The organism is Streptomyces montanus (assembly GCF_005786655.1).
GTDB classification, from domain to species: domain Bacteria; phylum Actinomycetota; class Actinomycetes; order Streptomycetales; family Streptomycetaceae; genus Streptomyces; species Streptomyces sporangiiformans.
This window is the reverse complement of sequence record NZ_VBZC01000054.1, coordinates 48,752-66,197: the sequence shown is the minus strand read 5'-3', so window position 1 is coordinate 66,197 and position 17,446 is coordinate 48,752. Positions and strand designations below refer to the sequence as shown.

16 protein-coding genes are annotated in these 17,446 nt (G+C 68.3%); 10 read left to right on the top strand and 6 right to left on the bottom strand.

Annotation, left to right across the window (positions count from 1 at the left end):
* The 3 genes from FE633_RS35845 to FE633_RS35835 form a co-directional block, all read left to right on the top strand.
* Positions 1-3,828: non-ribosomal peptide synthetase (locus FE633_RS35845; RefSeq protein ID WP_138049344.1), on the top strand; the 3,828-nt coding region annotated here is incomplete at its 5' end.
* Between the two features lie 21 nt (positions 3,829-3,849).
* Positions 3,850-4,317: a BlaI/MecI/CopY family transcriptional regulator gene (locus tag FE633_RS35840; RefSeq protein WP_342791242.1), complete on the top strand. Its 468-nt coding sequence runs from the start codon at positions 3,850-3,852 to the stop codon at positions 4,315-4,317.
* Positions 4,314-5,243: a M56 family metallopeptidase gene (locus tag FE633_RS35835; protein ID WP_138049342.1), complete on the top strand. Its 930-nt coding sequence runs from the start codon at positions 4,314-4,316 to the stop codon at positions 5,241-5,243. The genes FE633_RS35840 and FE633_RS35835 overlap by 4 nt, the downstream gene beginning before the upstream one ends.
* 72 nt (positions 5,244-5,315) lie before the next feature.
* Here FE633_RS35835 and FE633_RS35830 read toward each other — a convergent pair whose 3' ends face one another.
* Positions 5,316-7,604: an MMPL family transporter gene (locus FE633_RS35830; RefSeq protein WP_138049341.1), complete on the bottom strand. Its 2,289-nt coding sequence runs from the start codon at positions 7,602-7,604 to the stop codon at positions 5,316-5,318.
* A gap of 66 nt (positions 7,605-7,670) precedes the next feature.
* Between FE633_RS35830 and FE633_RS35825 the strand changes: the two genes are divergently transcribed.
* The 3 genes from FE633_RS35825 (at position 7,671) to FE633_RS35815 (ending at position 10,557) form a co-directional block, all read left to right on the top strand.
* Entirely contained in the window at positions 7,671-8,288 is a 618-nt protein-coding gene (locus FE633_RS35825; RefSeq protein ID WP_138049340.1) for a TetR/AcrR family transcriptional regulator, read from the top strand.
* A 151-nt stretch (positions 8,289-8,439) separates the two neighbouring features.
* Complete coding sequence (locus FE633_RS35820; RefSeq protein WP_171060256.1) at positions 8,440-8,892, top strand: DUF6153 family protein; 453 nt, start codon at positions 8,440-8,442, stop codon at positions 8,890-8,892.
* Positions 8,893-8,976: 84 nt separating this feature from the next.
* Positions 8,977-10,557, top strand: coding sequence for a multicopper oxidase family protein (locus FE633_RS35815; protein ID WP_138049339.1), 1,581 nt, complete (start codon positions 8,977-8,979; stop codon positions 10,555-10,557).
* A 487-nt stretch (positions 10,558-11,044) separates the two neighbouring features.
* Here FE633_RS35815 and FE633_RS35810 read toward each other — a convergent pair whose 3' ends face one another.
* Positions 11,045-11,698 carry a TetR/AcrR family transcriptional regulator gene (locus tag FE633_RS35810; protein ID WP_138049338.1) on the bottom strand — a complete coding sequence of 218 codons (654 nt, stop codon included), beginning with the start codon at positions 11,696-11,698 and terminating at the stop codon, positions 11,045-11,047.
* A gap of 135 nt (positions 11,699-11,833) precedes the next feature.
* Between FE633_RS35810 and FE633_RS47515 the strand changes: the two genes are divergently transcribed.
* On the top strand, positions 11,834-12,001 hold the full coding sequence (locus tag FE633_RS47515; protein ID WP_171060255.1) for a hypothetical protein: 168 nt from the start codon (positions 11,834-11,836) through the stop codon (positions 11,999-12,001).
* Between the two features lie 11 nt (positions 12,002-12,012).
* Positions 12,013-12,570, top strand: a complete 558-nt coding sequence (locus tag FE633_RS35805; protein WP_212747321.1) for a hypothetical protein — start codon at positions 12,013-12,015, stop codon at positions 12,568-12,570.
* 78 nt (positions 12,571-12,648) lie between these two features.
* Here the strand turns inward: FE633_RS35805 and FE633_RS35800 are convergent, their stop codons facing one another.
* The 4 genes from FE633_RS35800 to FE633_RS35785 form a co-directional block, all read right to left on the bottom strand.
* Positions 12,649-13,512, bottom strand: coding sequence for a F510_1955 family glycosylhydrolase (locus tag FE633_RS35800; RefSeq protein ID WP_138049336.1), 864 nt, complete (start codon positions 13,510-13,512; stop codon positions 12,649-12,651).
* Positions 13,513-13,544: 32 nt separating this feature from the next.
* Positions 13,545-14,570, bottom strand: coding sequence for a C40 family peptidase (locus FE633_RS35795; RefSeq protein ID WP_138049335.1), 1,026 nt, complete (start codon positions 14,568-14,570; stop codon positions 13,545-13,547).
* Positions 14,571-14,781: 211 nt separating this feature from the next.
* Complete coding sequence (locus FE633_RS35790; protein WP_138049334.1) at positions 14,782-15,693, bottom strand: M56 family metallopeptidase; 912 nt, start codon at positions 15,691-15,693, stop codon at positions 14,782-14,784.
* Positions 15,690-16,058, bottom strand: coding sequence for a BlaI/MecI/CopY family transcriptional regulator (locus tag FE633_RS35785; protein WP_138049333.1), 369 nt, complete (start codon positions 16,056-16,058; stop codon positions 15,690-15,692). Before FE633_RS35785 ends, FE633_RS35790 begins: the two co-directional genes overlap by 4 nt.
* Before the next feature lie 208 nt (positions 16,059-16,266).
* Here FE633_RS35785 and FE633_RS35780 point away from each other — a divergent pair, with 208 nt between their 5' ends.
* Together FE633_RS35780 and FE633_RS35775 are read left to right on the top strand one after the other, a co-directional pair.
* Positions 16,267-16,689 carry a DUF6153 family protein gene (locus tag FE633_RS35780; RefSeq protein ID WP_342791241.1) on the top strand — a complete coding sequence of 141 codons (423 nt, stop codon included), beginning with the start codon at positions 16,267-16,269 and terminating at the stop codon, positions 16,687-16,689.
* Between the two features lie 96 nt (positions 16,690-16,785).
* A complete protein-coding gene (locus FE633_RS35775) occupies positions 16,786-17,436 on the top strand; it encodes a DUF305 domain-containing protein (protein ID WP_138049332.1) in 651 nt (216 codons plus the stop codon).
* Positions 17,437-17,446: the final 10 nt, after the last annotated feature.

Genomic DNA, 17,446 nt, shown 5'->3' with positions numbered 1-17,446 from the left:
TGGGCGTATGCGGCCACGTTGCGGGCGTGGTCGGCGAGTGACGCGTTCACGTTGAACGTGACGGTCAACGAGCGGCTGCCGCTGCATCCCGACATCGACCGCGTCATCGGCGAGTACACCTCAGTGGTCTTGCTGGCAGCAGAGTTCGACGCCACGGCACCCGTACGCGAGCAGGCCCGAGCTTTGCAGGAGCGCTTCTGGAACGACTTCGAACACCAGGCGTTCAGCGGCATACGAGTGCTGCGTGAACTCGCTCGTGCGGACGCCACCGCCCACGCCACGATGCCGGTCGTCTTCACCAGCGCGCTCGGCGACGGCGAGGCGAGCCTTGGCCAGGCGGCGCAGGAGTTCGGCAAGCTCACGTACACCATCACTCAGACTCCCCAGGTCTTCCTGGACTGCCAGGTGTTCGAGCTGGGTGGTGTGCTGCGGGTGAATTGGGCGGTGGTGGAGGAGTTGTTCCCGCCGGGGTTGATCGATGCCGCGTTCGCCGCGTTCGGCGGGTTGGTGGAGCGGCTGGCTGACGACGACTGTGTGTGGGACGCGTCCGGACTCGAGCTCGTGGGGCCTGCGGAGTTGGTGGCGCGGGAGAAGGTGAACGCGACGGCGGCGGTGCTGCCGACGGGGCTGCTGCATCAGCTGGGCGGTTCTTTGCGGGCTCGGGGTGAGGTTCCGGCCGTGATCGCGATGGATCGGACGGTCGGTTATGCGGAGTTGGATCGGCGTGCGGCGCGTATCGCTCGCAGGCTGAGGGAGTTGGGGTGTTGTCCGAACACGCTGGTCGGTGTGGTGATGGACAAGGGCTGGGAGCAGCCGGTGGCGGCGTTGGGTGTGCTGCAGTCGGGGGCTGCGTACCTGCCGGTTGACGCGGCGTGGCCGGTGGAGCGGGTGCACCACATCCTGGGCCGGGGCCAGTGCCGGGTGGTGCTGACGCAGGCGCGGTTGGCGCGGATGCTGGAGTGGCCGAGCGACGTCACGGTGCTGGCGGTGGATGACGAATCTGTGTGGGAGGGCGTCGAGGACGGTCCTGTGCCGCAGGTCGCGGAGCCGGATGACCTGGCGTATGTGATCTTCACGTCGGGTTCGACGGGTGAGCCGAAGGGGGTGATGATCGACCATCGGGGGGCGGCCAACACGGTGGCGGACATCAACGACCGTTTCGGTATCACGGCGGGGGACCGGGTGCTGGGGCTGTCGTCGTTGAGTTTCGACCTGTCGGTGTGGGATGTCTTCGGTGTGTTCGCCGCCGGCGGCACCCTCGTTCTGCCGCGGCCGGAGGCGCACCGTGACCCGGCTGTGTGGCTGGAACTACTTCGTGCTCATCACGTCACCGTGTGGAATTCGGTGCCGGCGTTGGTGGAGATGCTGGTGGAGCATGCCGGTGCCCGTCAGGAGTCGCGGGAGGTGCGGGACTCGCTGGGTGGGTTGCGGTTGGTGCTGATGAGCGGGGACTGGATCCCGTTGTCCCTGCCTGATCGGATCCGGGGCGTGGTGCCGGAGGCGGAGTTGGTGAGTCTGGGGGGTGCGACGGAGGCGTCGATCTGGTCGATCTGGCATCCGATAGGGGAGCTGGACCCGGGCTGGCCGAGTGTTCCGTACGGGCGTCCGCTGGCGAATCAGACTTTCCATGTGCTGGATGGGGGTCTGTGTCCGGTTCCGACGTGGGTGCCGGGGGAGTTGTTCATCGGCGGTGTCGGGGTCGCGCGCGGTTACTGGGGTGATGCGGACAAGACCGCGGAGCGGTTCCTGACGCATCCGGTCACCGGTGAACGGCTGTACCGGACGGGGGATTTGGGTCGTTATCATCCGGACGGGACGATCGAGTTCCTGGGCCGCAACGACCACCAGGTGAAGATCAACGGTTATCGGATCGAGCTCGGTGAGATCGAGGCCAGGCTCACCGCCCACCCGGGGGTCAGGGACGCCGTCGTCACCGCCACCGACAACCACCTCACCGCCTACCTCACCCAAGCCCCTGGCTCCGCAACCAGCGACCCGGACGAGTTCGTCGCGGAAGTGCGGGCAGTGCTCAACGCCATTCTCCCGGACTACATGATTCCGCGTCACTTCGTTCCGCTCGACGCGCTGCCGCTGTCGGCCAATGGCAAGGTCGACCGAAGCGCCCTGCCCACCACGGTCCCGCAAGCGGCGGCCGACCGGCCACAGAGCGCCGCGGATCCGGGTAGTGCCCAGGGACCCGAACCTCGCAACGACATAGAACGCCGACTGCGGGACATCTGGAGGGAAGTACTCGGTGTCGAAGTCGTCGGCATCCACGACGTTTTCGGGGAACTCGGCGGCGATTCACTGCGCGCACTCCGGGTGATCAGCAAGGCAGCCGAAGCGGGCCTGTCCATCACGCCAAGGCAGTTCTTCGAGAACCCGACCGTCGCGGAACTTGCGGGGGTGGCCACGCTCGCCGCTCCTCGCCCGACCGACGAACCTCAGGCCCAGGTCGTCGGTGAGGCGCCGCTGCTCCCGGCCCAGGCCATGCTGCTGGCCGGTCTGGAAGGTTCGGTGGCACGCCACCACAACTACGCCCTGTTCTTCGAACTCGACGATCCGCTGAACAAGGTGGCGCTGCGCGTCGCGCTGCGCACGCTGATCAGCCGCCACGACGCCCTTCGTACGGGCTTCGTCCACGGGACCGAGGGCTGGCGGCAGCGCGTGGCATCGGTGGACGAGGCACCCACAGCGCCCTTGGAGTGGCTTGACCTCGCAGACATGGCCGTCGAGGAGCAGGATCGCACCATCGAGCAACTCGCCGAGGGGGCGCAGCGTAGCTTTGACCTCAGCGAGCCGCCGCTGCTGCGGGTGCTGTACTTCGACCGGGGACGGGACAGGCGCCCGGAACTCCTGCTGGTCGCGCACTGGCTGGCCGTGGACAACTTCTCGCTGCGGCTCGTTCTGGATGAACTGCTGTCCGCGCACGCCCAGATAGCGCAGGAAGGACATGCCGAGCTTCCTCCGCCCACCGTGCCCGCCGGGGTGTGGGCCGGTCAGCTGGCGCGCTACGCGGAACACGCGAGGGAAGGCGCTCAGCAACAGGACAGGCCATCGCCGGCCCAAACTCCCGGGGCAGTCGCTCGCGATGCCGTGACGCTCGTCGAAGTAATCGACGCTCCGGCCGTCGGCCGCTTGCGCGACGAGGTGAACGGCGCGGTGACCATGGGGGACGTGCTCCTGGCGGCCCTCGCAAGGTCTGCTCGTACGTCTGGTTTCGGCGAGTCGATCCAGGTGGATGTGGACGGGCACGGGCGTGCCGCTGTGCTGCCCGGAGTCACGGATGCCGCCGCCGACCTGTCGCGCACCGTCGGCAGGCTCTCGGTCCGCTACCACCTGGAAGTACCGGCTCTGGGGAACGCCGACGACACGGTTCGCGGGGTTGCCGAGGCGCGTGCCGCGCGGTCGAACGGAGGCCTCGACGACGCCCTCGCCGTCCACGGCTGCACCGCTCACGCGGGTGGTGCCCTCGCCGATGCGCCGGAGTTCGCGTTCAACTACCTCGGCGCAGTCGACGAGTTGTACTCCGTATCGGGTCTGCGGCCGTCCGCCCATCGGCCGGGGGCGCTTGTTCACCCCGACACACCGCTGCGGCATCGGTTCGAGGTGCTCTGCGGCACCGTCGAAGGCGAGCTGCTGATCGGCCTGACCTGCCTGGGTGCTGATCAACTGGAGGGCGAGCGCCTGCTGAAGAACCTGATGGCCGAACTGCGGGGCGCCGACGAGGCGATGCGGCAGCCGTCCTCTGTCCATGAGAGGGGCACCCGCGGGTCGGTGCTGGCCGAGACGTTCCGGAGCTGGCTCTCGCCCGGCACCGTCGGCTGAGCAGCGGCAGGCTGAGGGGCCGTGTGGGGTCCGTGCGCACCAGCGCGACGCCACACGGCCCCTCAGTCCCCTGCCCGAGCACCGGTACGATGCAGCCGGAGCCGGGCGGAGGGCAGCGTGTGGAATCTGGGATCGCTTGAAGCAGAAGTGATGGAGCGGATGTGGACCGCCGATCATCCGCTTCCTGTGCGACATATGGTCGAAGCCATGAACGCCGACCGTACGTCACCGCTGGCGTACACGACGGTCATGTCCACCATGGCCAAGCTCCACCGCAAGGGATGGCTCGATCGCACCCGTTCCGGGAAGCAGTACCTCTACCAACCCCGTGAGACCCGCGACGCCTGCACGGCCCGGCTGATGACGGAGGCCCTGACCGGCAGCAGCGATCCGGAGTCGGTGCTGCTGCACTTCGTCGAGAGGGTGACGTCGACGGGTTCCCCCGACCTTGTCGCTGCGGTTCGCCGGGCCCTGGGCAGCGACGCATGACCGTACTCCTCCTGGCCGTCCACCTGACTGCCGTCGCGGTGGTGGTGCCCCTGCTGCTGCGTCGGGCCGGCTGGGTTGTGCGCGCACCCCGGATCGCCATCGCCGTGTGGTTCGGGCTGTTCGTCTCCTCGCTGGGTGGTGCCCTTCTGCTCGGTTGCGAGGTGACCGAAGCTGTTTTCGGCCGCGGCCTGTGGGAGTGCTGCCTGTCCTTCCTCGGGAGCGCCGGATCATCGAGGATCGAAGACATCCCCGTGGCCGTGGGGACAGTTCTCGCGTTCGCCGTGCCGGCCCGGGTGTGCGCCGTCGTGTTGGGGGAGCTGCTCCGGCTACGGCGCGGTCAGCGGCGTCACGCCGAGGCCCTCGACCTGCTGGGCCGACCGATGCAGGTGTTCGGCGGCCGAGCCGTGACGGTCGATCACGAGTGCCCGGCCGCCTACTGCGTCGCAGCCAGAGGCGGAGGCCGCGTGGTCCTCACCACGGCCGCGTTGAGGACGCTTCCGCAGGCCGAACTGTCCGCCGTGGTGGCGCACGAGAGGGCTCACCTGAGGGGGCACCATTACGTGCTGACCACCGCTGCGGCATCCCTTGCCCGGGCCTTTCCCAGGGTGCCCCTTTTCGCCGCGGCGGGCCCTGCCGTCGCGCGTCTGGCGGAGATGGCGGCCGATGACGCGGCGGCTCGGGTCGCGCGGAGACAGACCGTGGCGCGCGGGCTGGCCCTCCTTGCCGCGGCACGGGCAGGCCGGGGAGACATGGGAGTCACCGTCCTCAACGCGTCGGCGGATCACGTGGCCGAACGCATCAACCGTCTTCTCGACCTGGCCCAGGAGGATGAGAGGCGGTCGGTGGCGACGGGTGCCGGATGGTTCGTCGGCCTTGTCCTCGCCCCTGCCTCCGTCCTCGTGGCCACGGTCATGCTGTGGTGCTGAGCCGGGCGGTGCGAACAGCCGTGGGGCCGACACACCTCGGTGTCGGCCCCACGGTCGTACGCCTCAGTCCATTCAGTGCATCACCTTTCGTGCCGGCGTTGCGGCATCGGTAGAGGCGGCGGCTGGTGCGGGAGTCGGGCTCTCGTCCGCGTCGGGCGACGGACCGTGACTGAATCCGATCCTGTCGTGGAGACGTCGCAAGGGAGATGGCGCCCACCAGTTCACACGGCCTGCCAGCCGCATGAACGCCGGCACGAGCAAACCTCGGATGATCAAGGCGTCCATGACGATGGCGAGTGCGGTGCCGAGTCCCAGCATCTTGACGTGCGTGACCCCGGCACTGACCAGGGCGAGGAAGAAGATCGCGAGAAGGCCGGCTGCCGCCGTCACGATCCGGCCGGTGCTCTCCAGCCCGGCCGCGACGGCGAGGCGGTTGTCACCGGTGCGGTCGTACTCCTCCTTGATCCGGGACAGCAGGAACACCTCGTAGTCCATGGACAGTCCGAAGATGATGCAGAACATCAGGATCGGCATGGTCACGTCGATGCGCCCCGTGACGGTGAAGTCCCCGACGAGCCACTGCAGATGGCCGTCCTGGAAGACGAAGACCATGGCGCCGTACGTCGCCGTCAGGCTGAGCAGGTTGAGCAGAATGGCCTTGACCGGCATGACGACGCTGCCGGTGAAGAGGAACAGCAGGATGAAGGTCATCACCGCGATGATCAGTACCGCGTACGGCAGCGCGGACCACAGACTCTCCAACGTGTCCGTATACGTGGCGGCCGGCCCCGTGACCAGCACGTCCGTGCCCGAGGGCGGATCGATCGCCCGTAGGCCGGACACCAGGTCCTGGCCGGCCTCGGAATAGGCCTCGACCCCTGTGGTCAGGGAAAGCCAGGCGCCCTTGCCGTCGGTGAACAACTGCGCGGCGCCCGCGGCAGGCGGAGCCGCACGAGTACCGCTACTGAAGCTTCCGGTCGCTGTGTCGACGCGCTCGATGCCGGACACCTTGGACAGGGACTCGGCGTAGGCCGTCAGCGCGGCGTCGTTCGGCCTGGTGTCCGGCAGAACAACCTTCAGTTCCTGCCCGGCGAAGGAGGGGAACTCGCTCCGCGTGGCGGTGCCCACCTGTGCCGCGGCCATGTCCTTGGGCAGTGCGCGGTCGTCGGGAAGCCCGAACGAGGCCTTGGTGAACGGCATCACGATGATGGCGAGGGCGACCAGGACCACGGTGAGCACGGGCAGCGGGCGCCGCATGACGGCCGTGGCCAGCCGGTGCCAGAAGCCTTCCTCCGGCTTCTTGGACTGCGCGTCGGGTCCGCGACGGCGCAGCTTGGCAAGGATGTCGAACTTGTCGATGCGTGGCCCGAGCGCGGCGAGCAGCGCGGGCAGGAGCACGACCGCGCCCAATGTGGCGAAGAAGACCACCGCGATGCCCGCGTAGGCGAAGGACCGCAGAAAGTACAGCGGGAAGACCAGGAGCGCGGACAGCGACAGAAGGACGGTCAGCGCCGAGAAGATCACCGTACGCCCCGCCGTGCGCAGCGAGATCCGCAGCGCGGCCGCCGTGTCGAGGCCTCTGCGCAACTCCTCCCGGTACCGGCTGACGATGAACAGCGAGTAGTCGATGGCCAGTCCGAGCCCCAGCGCCGTGGAGAGGTTGACGGCGAAGATCGACACGCCGGTCACCTCGTTGAGCAGCCGCAGCACCGCCAACGAGCCGATCACCGAAACTCCGGCCACGGCGAGAGGCAGGAGTGCGGCGATCCCCGATCCGAAGACAAGAACCAACAGCAGGATGGTGATGGGCACCGCGATGCCCTCGGCGCGCGTCAGGTCGCTTGTTATGCGCTCGGAACCCTGCCGGTTGAACTCGGCGCGCCCTCCTGACTTCACCTCCAGTACGCCTTGGTCCCCGGTGACGAGTGGGGCGATGCGTTTGGCCGCCTTCAGGACCTGGTCGTCGTCACCGCTGAGGCGGGCAAGAACCAGAGCCGAGCGACCGTCCTCGGAGCGGAGGTCGGTCGCACGGCCGGCAGCCCAGTACGAGGTCACCTCGGCGACACCGTTCTGCCCGGCGAGCTTGTCGGTCAGGGCCCGGCCGTCGGCGGCGGCCTCGGCGGAGTCGACCTGCTCGGGAGCGCGTGCGAGGAGCACGAAGTTGGGATCGCCGGTGTCGAAGCGGTCTCGCAGGACGTCGACAGCGACTGACGACTCTGCGTCAGGGTCTTCGAAACCGCCCGCGGAGAGCACCTTCATGGCCGGAGAAGCGATGGCCGCCGCGATGGCGAATCCCAGGACGGTGACAACAAAGACGAGCCGTCGTCGCCGTAGGGCGAGCGACGCCAGTCGGGCAAGCATGGGTCCCCCTGAGGGTGCATTCTCACAGTTGGTCAGATACTCCGAGTATGGAATATCCTAGGGGTCATGACTGTCAAGGGAAGGCGTCAGGAGTACGTGGAGGCCACCCGCGCCGCGCTGCTGGAATCGGCGACGGAGCTCTTCACGGAGAAGGGCTTCGCTCAGACGTCGCTGGATGAAGTGGCTGCCGCGGCGCGGCTGACGAAGGGTGCCCTCTACCACCACTTCGCCAACAAACAGGCGCTCTTCGAGCAGGTGCTGCAGACGGTCAACGACCGGATCGCGGAGACCGTCATCGGGGCGGGAGCGGGCGAAGACGGGCCGTGGGCGCGCCTCACGCGCGGCCTGGACGCGTTCCTCGACGCCTGTCTGGATCGCGAGTACCAGCGCATCTGCCTGCAGCAGGCTCCAGCCGTACTGGGCTGGGAGCGATGCCGCGAACTCGAGGCCCGCATGATGGGCCTGCTCGATGCGATGCTGCATGAGCTGGCGGAGTCGGGGCAGTCACGGCTCCAGCCGAGTCCGCTGCTGACGCGAGTGCTCTTCCGGATGCTCAGCGAGGCGGCCATGGTGATCGGAGAGGCTACGGATCCGGCGGCAGCGCGCGCCGAAGTCGGAGCGCTCGTGGGGGAGTTGCTGCACTCGGTGCATGGCGGGAGTCCCAGCGCCGCCACTTCGCGCTGACGTCGCCACGAAGCGCGCCGTCGGCGTCAGGGTCCCGGACGTTCCCCTGTGTCGCTCCGGCGCTGGTCGAGTCGGGCGGTGAGGACGCGGGGTACCCCCAGGGGGTAGTATGCGGCTCCAGTGACCAGTCAGCACGGCACAGGTGGAACTCATGGTGATACGGGCAGCTCACGGCGGCGGCATGGCCGCCCGCTGGGCGTACGGGGCGTTCCTCACCCTGTGCGTCGCGCTGGCTGTACTCCTCCACCACGAGACGTCCATGACGTCCATGACGGCCGCGTCGCCCATGTCGACCTCCTTGCCTATGCCGGCTCCTGCCCACGCGGCTCATGCGATGGCGAAGACGGCTCATGCGACGGAGGGTGAGGCGGCACCTTCCGCATCGGAATCGTCCACGCACAGCATGGATTCCGGCGCCTGTGCCATGTCCGGCATGCAGCACTGCACCACGGCGAGCGTCGTTTCCGTACAACTGGCCGTGCCGGGCCAGAGCGTGCTCGACCCGCCCGCGGACCCGGAACTGGAGGCGGCAGGCCGTGCCCCCGCCAGTGCGGTAGGCCGTGCCCCGCCCGATCTGTCCGTCCTCTCGCAACTGCGCATTTAGGCCGCTCCGGACGGCGCGTGACCGCGTGATGTGCCGTCCCTCCGCGACCGCATCGGCAGTTTCGAGACAGAGGACACCACACAAATGAACAGCATCAACCGCCGCTCCGTCCTGCTCGCCGGGCTGGGATCCGCAGGCGCCGGAGCGCTCGCCGCCTGCACCAGTGGGAGTGGCTCCAGCAGCAGCAACGCTCTGATCAACCCCTCCGGCTCGGCAGTCGCCGCTGCCGAGGAGAAGCGCAAGAGCACCGGACGCCGGCAGAAGGTCACCCTGACGGCCGCACCGGCCGTGATCGATCTGGGCGGCGGCGTCATGCCCAAGACCTGGGCCTACGACGGACGCACCCCGGGCAAGGAGATCCGCCTCTCCGTCGGCGACACCCTGGTCGCCGAGTTGTCGAACCAGCTCCCGAACAAGACCACCACGTCCATCCACTGGCACGGCATCGCCATGCGCAACGACATGGACGGGGTTCCGCCCACCACCCAGACCGCCGTACGAGCCGGCTCCACCTTCACGTACGAGTTCATCGCCGACGCCCCGGGCACGTACTTCTTCCACCCCCACGTCGGCGTCCAGCTCGACCGCGGCCTGTACGCCCCGCTGATCGTCGAAGACCCCAAGGAGACCCTCGACTACGACGACGAGTGGGTCGTCCTCCTCGACGACTGGGTCGACGGCGTCACCGGCACCCCCGACGAGGTCTTCGCCGAGCTCAGGCAGGGCATGGGCGGCATGGAGGGGCACGACATGGGGGACATGGGCGGGATGGACATGGGTGCTTCCCCGTCCCCCTCGGCCTCCGCTTCCTCCGACGGAAGGTCGATGAAGTTCATGCTCATGGGCGCAGAAAGCGACCTGCTCGGCGGCGACGCCGGCGACGTGAAGTACCCGCACCACCTCATCAACGGGCGGGTGGCGGCCGACCCGGACGTCTACACCGGCAAGCCCGGCAAGAAGGTGCGGCTGCGGATCATCAACGCGGGTGGGGACACCGCGTACCGGGTGGCCCTTGGCGACCACAAGCTGACCATCACCCACACCGACGGCTTCCCGGTCCAGCATCAGGAGGTGGACGCGCTGCTGGTCGGCATGGGCGAGCGCTACGACGTCCTCGTAACCCTCGGCGACGGGGTCTTCCCGCTCGTCGCCGTGGCCGAGGGCAAGGACGCGAACGGCTTCGCTCTCGTGCGCACGGGCTCAGGGAGCACGCCGTCCGTGACCGTCCGCCCGAAGGAACTCGACGGCGTGATCGTGACCGCGTCCCAGCTGCGGGCGGCCGACGACGTACGGCTCACGTCCGCCAAGACCGACGTCACGCACCAGATCAAGCTGACCGGCGGCATGATGAAGTACAACTGGGCCATCAACGGCAAGCCGTTCGACATGAATGATCCCCAGGCGACCCCGATCCTCATCGAGGAAGGGCAGCGCGTACGGCTCGACTTCGTCAACGACACCGACATGTGGCACCCGATGCACCTGCACGGCCACACCTACCAACTCGGCACCCATGGGCCGCGGAAGGACACCGCGATCGTGCTGCCCAAGAAGAAGCTGTCCGTCTACTTCGACGCCGACAACCCGGGCCAGTGGATGCTGCACTGCCACAACGCGTACCACGGCGAGGCCGGGATGATGGCGAACGTGGCCTATCGAGCCTGACCCTCACCTCGCGCTGTCCGTCCGGACGGGCTCATCGACCGCCGGTGGGCGCGTCCGGACACGTGGGGAGGTGAGCCATTTCCCGGGGGTGTGCAGTCGACGGAGTAGCCACTAGTCAGCGCCTCCTTGGTCACCTGGGCTTTCGCCCTCGTGGGGACCGCGTTGAGGGGAGGGTGCCCAGGGCTCTTCCTGTCCGCGCTGCCGCCGCTCTCTCCATGCCAGTTCTGCGGTCAGGCCCAGCACGAGGGCGACGACCAGCACCATCGCTATGACCCCGAGCGTGGAAAATCCTGACAGGAGCCCGCCCTGCTCGTCCCTGACGTCTGATGCGAGATGCATGGCATCGGTAATGCTGCTGGCAGTGCAGCCAGGGCAGGCATCACTGAATCCGGTCATGTCCCCTCCGGTTCCCCCCTGGACGGGGTGATCCCTACGCTACCCGAATCCTCCTAAGAATCTTAGTAGATGTCTGGGCTTGCGAGCGCGCTCAGTGATCAGAATGCTGTGCGCGATGGCTGTGGTGCCCGTGTCGACTTGTCCTTGGCTTCCCGTCGTCCGGCGCGGCGTGCGTGTCGCGCAGTCCGGACAACGTGACCGTCACGAGACGGTCGGCCGCCGCCTCTGAGGGGAGAGCGGCAGCGGCTGTGAGGGCGTGGAGGCAGTACGTCGCGAGCTCGTCGGGCGCGACATCCCCGCGGAAGCCGCCGCTCTGCACGCCCTCGGCCAGCAGGTCTCGGACCATGCCGTGGAGCTGTTGCTGCGCTCGTACGACCCGTGCGTCGCGATGAAGGAACGCCGCGAGTTCGGTGCCATGGTGCCCTCGGGACTCGCGTGAGATGTGGGCGAACGCCCTCAGGACCGCCTCGAGTTGTTCGCCGGCTCCATCGGTTTGGTCCCGGACCTCCGCCAGCTGTCCCAGGTGCTCGGTGATCTGACGGTCGTGCCAGGCGAGCAGGATCGCCTCGACGTCTGGGAAGTACTTGTACAGCGTGGCCCGACCGATTCCGGCCTTCTCGGCGATCTGCGACATCGTCACCGACCGGACGCCGTGCTCGGCGGCCAGCTCGGCGGTGGTGGTCAGGATCGCGTCGCGCACGGCGCGGCGGTGCGCCTCGATCGTCTCGTTCCACAGCTTCGGCACCCGGTCAGTGTACGCGGCGACGGTGTCGATACATCTTGGTTGACACTATAGACACTGTGTCTCGTAAACTGCGGAACGCTGTGGACCTGCCGGCCATGACCGCATGGCATCCGAGCGCGACGAAGGGCCTCTCACATGACTGACTCGTCTTCTCGAGCCGACGCGGACGGCCGTGAGCCAGACGCCCTGGCGCATCCCGGGATGCCGCGCTGGGCGAAGGTGTTCGGGTTCGCCGCCGGAGCCGCGTTGCTGGTGGCGTTCGTGCTCATGCATCTGCTCAGCGGCGGCATGCGCGGCCACTGAGCACCATGGCCATGAACTCTCGCCTCCGCAAGCTCACGCTCGCCGCACACATCACTTCCTCGGTCGGCTGGCTCGGCGCGGTCGCCGTCTTCCTCGTGCTCGCCGTCGTGGGTCTGCTCGGTGAGAGCACCCCGACAGTGCGGGGTGTTTATGTCGCGATGGAGGTGACCGGCTGGTTCGTTCTGGTCCCGTTGAGCTTCGCCTCGCTCCTCACAGGGCTCGTCCAATCCCTGGGCACGGCGTGGGGCCTGTTCCGTCACTACTGGGTCCTGTTCAAACTGCTCATCAACGTCATCGCCACCGTCCTGCTGCTCGTGCACATGCGGGTGGTCGGCCACGTCGCCGACGCCGCGGTCGAGGCGAGCCTGTCCGGCGATGACCTCGTCGGCATGCGGGTCCAGCTGATCGCTGATGCCGCCGCCGCCCTGGTCGTGCTCTTGGTTGCGGTGGTGCTGTCGGTGTACAAGCCGCGAGGGCTGACCCGCTATGGGTGGCGCAGGCGGCAGGAGGTGCATCGGCAGCGGCCTGACGTACGCGATGATCAGTCGACGGGGCTGGCAGCTCCCTGACGGCGCGCTTTTCCTGTCTCGGGTTGTCCGGAGGCTGCCTCTCGGCCAAGTGGAACGGACAGCGTCCCGGTCGCGGAGTCAGGAAGCGAGCGGCGCGAGTTCGGTGAACGTCTTGCCGCCGTCGCGGGACTCGTACACGCCGTCCTGTGTCGCGGCGAGGATGCGTCCGGCGTTCACGGCGGTCAGCGCCTGGGGCCGTCCGCCGGGCACGGTTGCGAGCTGCTTCCATGTCTTGCCGCTGTCACTGCTGCGGCTCAGCTTTCCGGACACGTCGATGCCGAACAGGGACTCGTCCGCGGGCCAGGACGCGAACGCCTGCACGGGCCTGGCGGCCTCGCCGAAGGTGCGCCCGCCGTCCGTGCTGGCCACGACACCCTCGGCCGTGGTGGCCAGTAGCGTGTCCCCGGCCGGGCTCACCGCCAGGTCGAGTGCCTCCAACGAGGCCCGGTCGTCCCACCTCTCGAGGTCACTGCTGACCCGGATCCGACCGCCCTCGTATCCGTAGACCGTTCCCTTGACCGAGTCCAGGGAGTGGAAGTCGGCGTCCCCCTCCAGCGACCGGGCCGTCCATGTCCGGCCCGCGTCAGTGCTCTGGATCAGGCCGAGGTTTCCCGGGCGGCCGCTGCCCTCGGCGCCGTGTCCGCTGGCGATGAGGGTGCTCTCGTCGGCCACGGTGAAGCCCATGAAGTCGTCCTTGCGGTCGCCGACGAGCTTCGGCTGCCGCCCCTCCGTCACCGTATACAGGCCGTCATGGGTCGCGACGTACACATCGCCGTCCGCCTGGCTGACGCCGAGGCCATGGACATGGGACAGCTCCGCGCCCTCCGACCCCTCGCCCGTGTCGGACCCCTCACCCCCGCAGGCGGCAAGGAGCAGGGCGGCGAGAGCCGTACCCGCGGTGGTCAGAGGCGTGCGTGCAGGTGGACGGCGGTGGCCGGTCACGGAAGTTCCTTGGACGGTACGAATGTTGGTGCTCAGGGCCGGCTCGCGGCGAAGAACGGCATGGAGTCCAGCGGGACGATCTCGATGTTCTTGCCGGTGCGCGGCGCGTGGATGGCCTTGCCGTTGCCGACGTACATGCCGTTGTGCTGGTTGTCGTTGTACCAGTAGATGATGTCGCCGGGCTGCAGGTCCGATTTGGACACCTTGCGACCGGCGTCGTACATCTGCTTGACGGTGCGGGGTAGGGACACGCCCGCCGAGCGCCATGCCGCTCCCACGAGTCCTGAGCAGTCGTAGGAGTTGGGTCCGGTGGCGCCCCACTCGTAGGGCTTGCCGAGCTGGGCGTAGGCGAAGTCGAGTGCGGTCTTGGCGCGACCGCTGGCGGGGCCGTTGTAGGTGGAGGGAGAGTCGCTGGCGCCCGCGGCGGCATCGTCGCGCTTCTGATCGGCTTCCATCTTGGCGCGCTGTGCGGCCGTCAGGCTGTTCAGGAGTTTGCGCGCCTTCGCGAGCTTGTCCTGGACCTGGTTCTTCTTCTTGCCGGCCTTGGTGCGCGTCTCCTCCAGAGCCTTCAGGCGCTTCTGGGCGGCCTCTCGCTCCTGGGTGAGTTCGCGCTGCTTGGTCTGCATCGCACGCAGGGATTCGGCCTGCCGGTTGCTTGTACGGTCGAGCATCTCGGCCTGGTCGAGGTAGCTGTCCGGGTCGCCGGACAGGAAGAGCTGCACGCTTGGGTCGACGCCGCCGCTGCGGTACTGTGCGGCCGCCAACGGGCCTATCGCCTCCCGCAGTTCGTTGATCTCCTGTTGCTTGCGGGCCAGGCGGTCCTGCGCGCGGACGGCCTCGCGCTGCAGTTTCTTCTGCTCTTCGCTGACGGCGTTGTACTCCTCGGTGGGGGCCTCGGCCTCCTCGTAGAGCTTCTCCACCTGCTTGCGTACCTCGTCCACCGTGGGCTTGGGGGCCGCCTGGCTCTGCGTCGGCAGGAGGCTCACGGCGCCGGCGGCCATGCCGAGCGTGGCGATCCGGGCGCGGCTGGGCGGCTTCGGCCGACGGTGCGTTCCCATGCTCGGGCGACTCCTCTGCGCGTCTGCGGACAAGGCGACGGTGGCGCCGAGCAGCAGCGCCACAGGACTCGCCGTCAGGAACCGGCGTCTCATGATGTTGGTCAGCCGGAAGTAAGTGGATTGGAACTTAGTAGATTAGTAGTTCGTATCGCAAGTGAGGCCAAGTCGCAGGGGTCTCACGCAAGTCGGCCCGTCGAGGACGGGGCGGCGGTCAGCCGAGGCCGGGCGGACAGGCGACGAGCAGCGGCAGCAGCGGAACGGCCACGGCCACGGCGGCCACGGACCCCCAGACGGCGGGGTGAGGAGCCCTGCGAGGGCCGAGCACCCGCTTCAGGCGGATCAGCACCATGTGCCCGCCCGCGGCGAACGCGCCCTTCGGGGTCCGCGCCGCCGCCATCTCGTACATGGCGGTCGCCAACGCCTCGTCCGAGTGGCCGCGCAGAGCACGGTCATCCGCGACCATCTCCAGCAGGAGTGCCGTCTGCTCTCGGGCATGCCTGGCCAGCGGGAGTCGGCGGAAGACCGAGTAGAACGCCTCCACGGCGGCCAGGGTCAGATGGTGACGGCCCAGGATGTGGGCCTGCTCGTGCTCCAGTACGGCGGCGAGTTGCTCAGGCGTCAGTTCGCGCACGGCCGCATCGCTGACCACGACTCTGGGGTGGCGGCCGGGCAGGCAGTAGGCGGCCGGTGTGTCGTACGGCAGGACGGTGGCGCTCAGTCGGGCCGAGTGGCGGCCCACCAGGTCCACCGCTTCCCGGTGTCGTGCCCGCGCTCGACGGGCTCGCGCGACGTGGAAGGTGAAGGCCGAGGCCAGGGCGACTCCGATCGAAGCCGGCAGGGCGACGGCGAGCCGGTGGGCGGTCGTGGGGTCGGGATCGCCCGCGCTGATGTCCAGTCCGCAGGAGTGCAGCAGACCCAGCAGACCCGTGTGCAGGTGCTCGGTCGGCATGGCCAGGTTGTACGCGGTCAGCGCGGCCCCGAGCGAGAAAGAGACCGCGAGGGCGTGCCAGACCGCGGCGGCCAGGGCGGGTGCCCGGTGCGGCCAGCGGGCACGCAGGACCAAGTGCGGAGCGATGAAACCTACTGCCGCTGTGTAACCGACCAGGAGGGGGGCCGCGTTCACGACTTCCCCTGTCGTCCCACAGTCCGCAGGGCCTTGCGCAGGGCGGCCACTTCTTCCTCGGACATGTTCTCCACGAAATGGACCAGGGCGGCCGGGCGGTCCTTGCTCTCTCCCAGGCCGTACTCCATGAGTGCGGCGGCGTACGCCTCACGGCTGCGCGCCGGCGCGTACAACCAGGCACGGCCTTGCTTGCTGCGCAGCAACCAGCCCTTGGTGTACAGGATGTTGGTGACCGTCATCACCGTCGTATAGGCGATGGGTCGGGTCTTGTTGATGTCGTCGACGACCTCGCGCACCGTCGCCGAACGGCTCCACGTCCAGAGGCGATCCATGATCTCCGCCTCGAGATCCCCCAGCCGCCGCATGGCCCCGACTCCCTTTCGCCACCTGATGCGCAAGCGAATACGCAAGACCATAGTAGATGGCTGGCCTGTCAGCCTTTTGGAGCAGCAGAGGTGGAGGGGGATCAGGCTCGCCCGGTGAGTTCGTGACGGCTTCGAGCGCCGAGACCTCTTGTTACTCCGGTGGCCCCCGGGATGCAAGGGACCCGTGATCCATGCTTACGATGAGGCCGTGACCCGCCTCGGACAGCGCATGCGACCGCAACTGACGTTGCGGTCATGTGGGTTGCTCGTGTGCGCTCTGCTGCTGGGCCTGCTCGGCATGCACGGTCTCGGGCCGGTCCCTGAGCTCGCGCCTTCTTCTGGCCATGACCGGCCGGCGGCGACCGCGCACACGGGTGCCACGGAAGTCGTGGCGTCGATGCCGGGCGAGTGTGAGCACGGCGAGGGCGGCGGTACGGGTCACGCGACGCACGCGGATCCGACCTGTGCTTCAGCGTCCGTGCCCGGGGCGCCCGCGGTGGCGCCGGTACTGCTGCCCGACGTGGTGGCCGGCGCCGAGCCGACCGATGTGCGGACGTCTCCATGGGGCAGTGGTCCGGATGGCGGGCGCGCCCCGCCCTCACTCTCCGAACTCCAACTCCTGCGGATCTAGAGCGGCCCGCACGCCGCCGCATGCCCACGCGGATGTGGCGACGTGCCTCGGCATGCCCTTCAACAGACCGAAAGATCCGAACGCAGGAGCTCAACCATGACTGCACACCGCAGGCTCATCCGTCGTGCCGCCCTCGCCGCCACAGCCGGTGCGGCCGCTCTCACGCTTGCCGCATGCGGCGGCGACAGCGACAGCGGCGGTCACGACATGGGGTCGATGAACTCCGACTCCAGCCCGTCCGCGTCCGCCTCGGCCAAGGCCGGTGGCCACAACGACGCGGACGTCGACTTCGCCAAGGAGATGATCCAGCACCACCGCCAGGCCGTCGACATGGCCGAACTCGCCGACGGCCGCGCCTCCTCGCAGAAGGTCGAGGACCTCGCGAAGAAGATCAAGGGGGCGCAGGACCCGGAGATCAAGACGATGTCCGGCTGGCTCACCTCGTGGGGCGAGCAGGTCCCCGAGGACATGTCCGACGCGGGCCACGACATGGGTCACGACATGTCGTCCTCCATGCCCGGCATGATGAGCGGCGAGGACATGGACAAGCTGGAGAAGGCTTCCGGCGCCGAATTCGACAAGATGTTCCTCGAGATGATGGTCGAGCATCATGAGGGCGCCGTCGAGATGGCCAAGACCGAGAAGGCCGACGGCACGTACGGTCCTGCCACCAAGCTCGCGGACGACGTCATCACGGCCCAGACCGCTGAGATCCAGCAGATGAACAAGATGGTCGGCAAGAGCTGACATCGCCAGG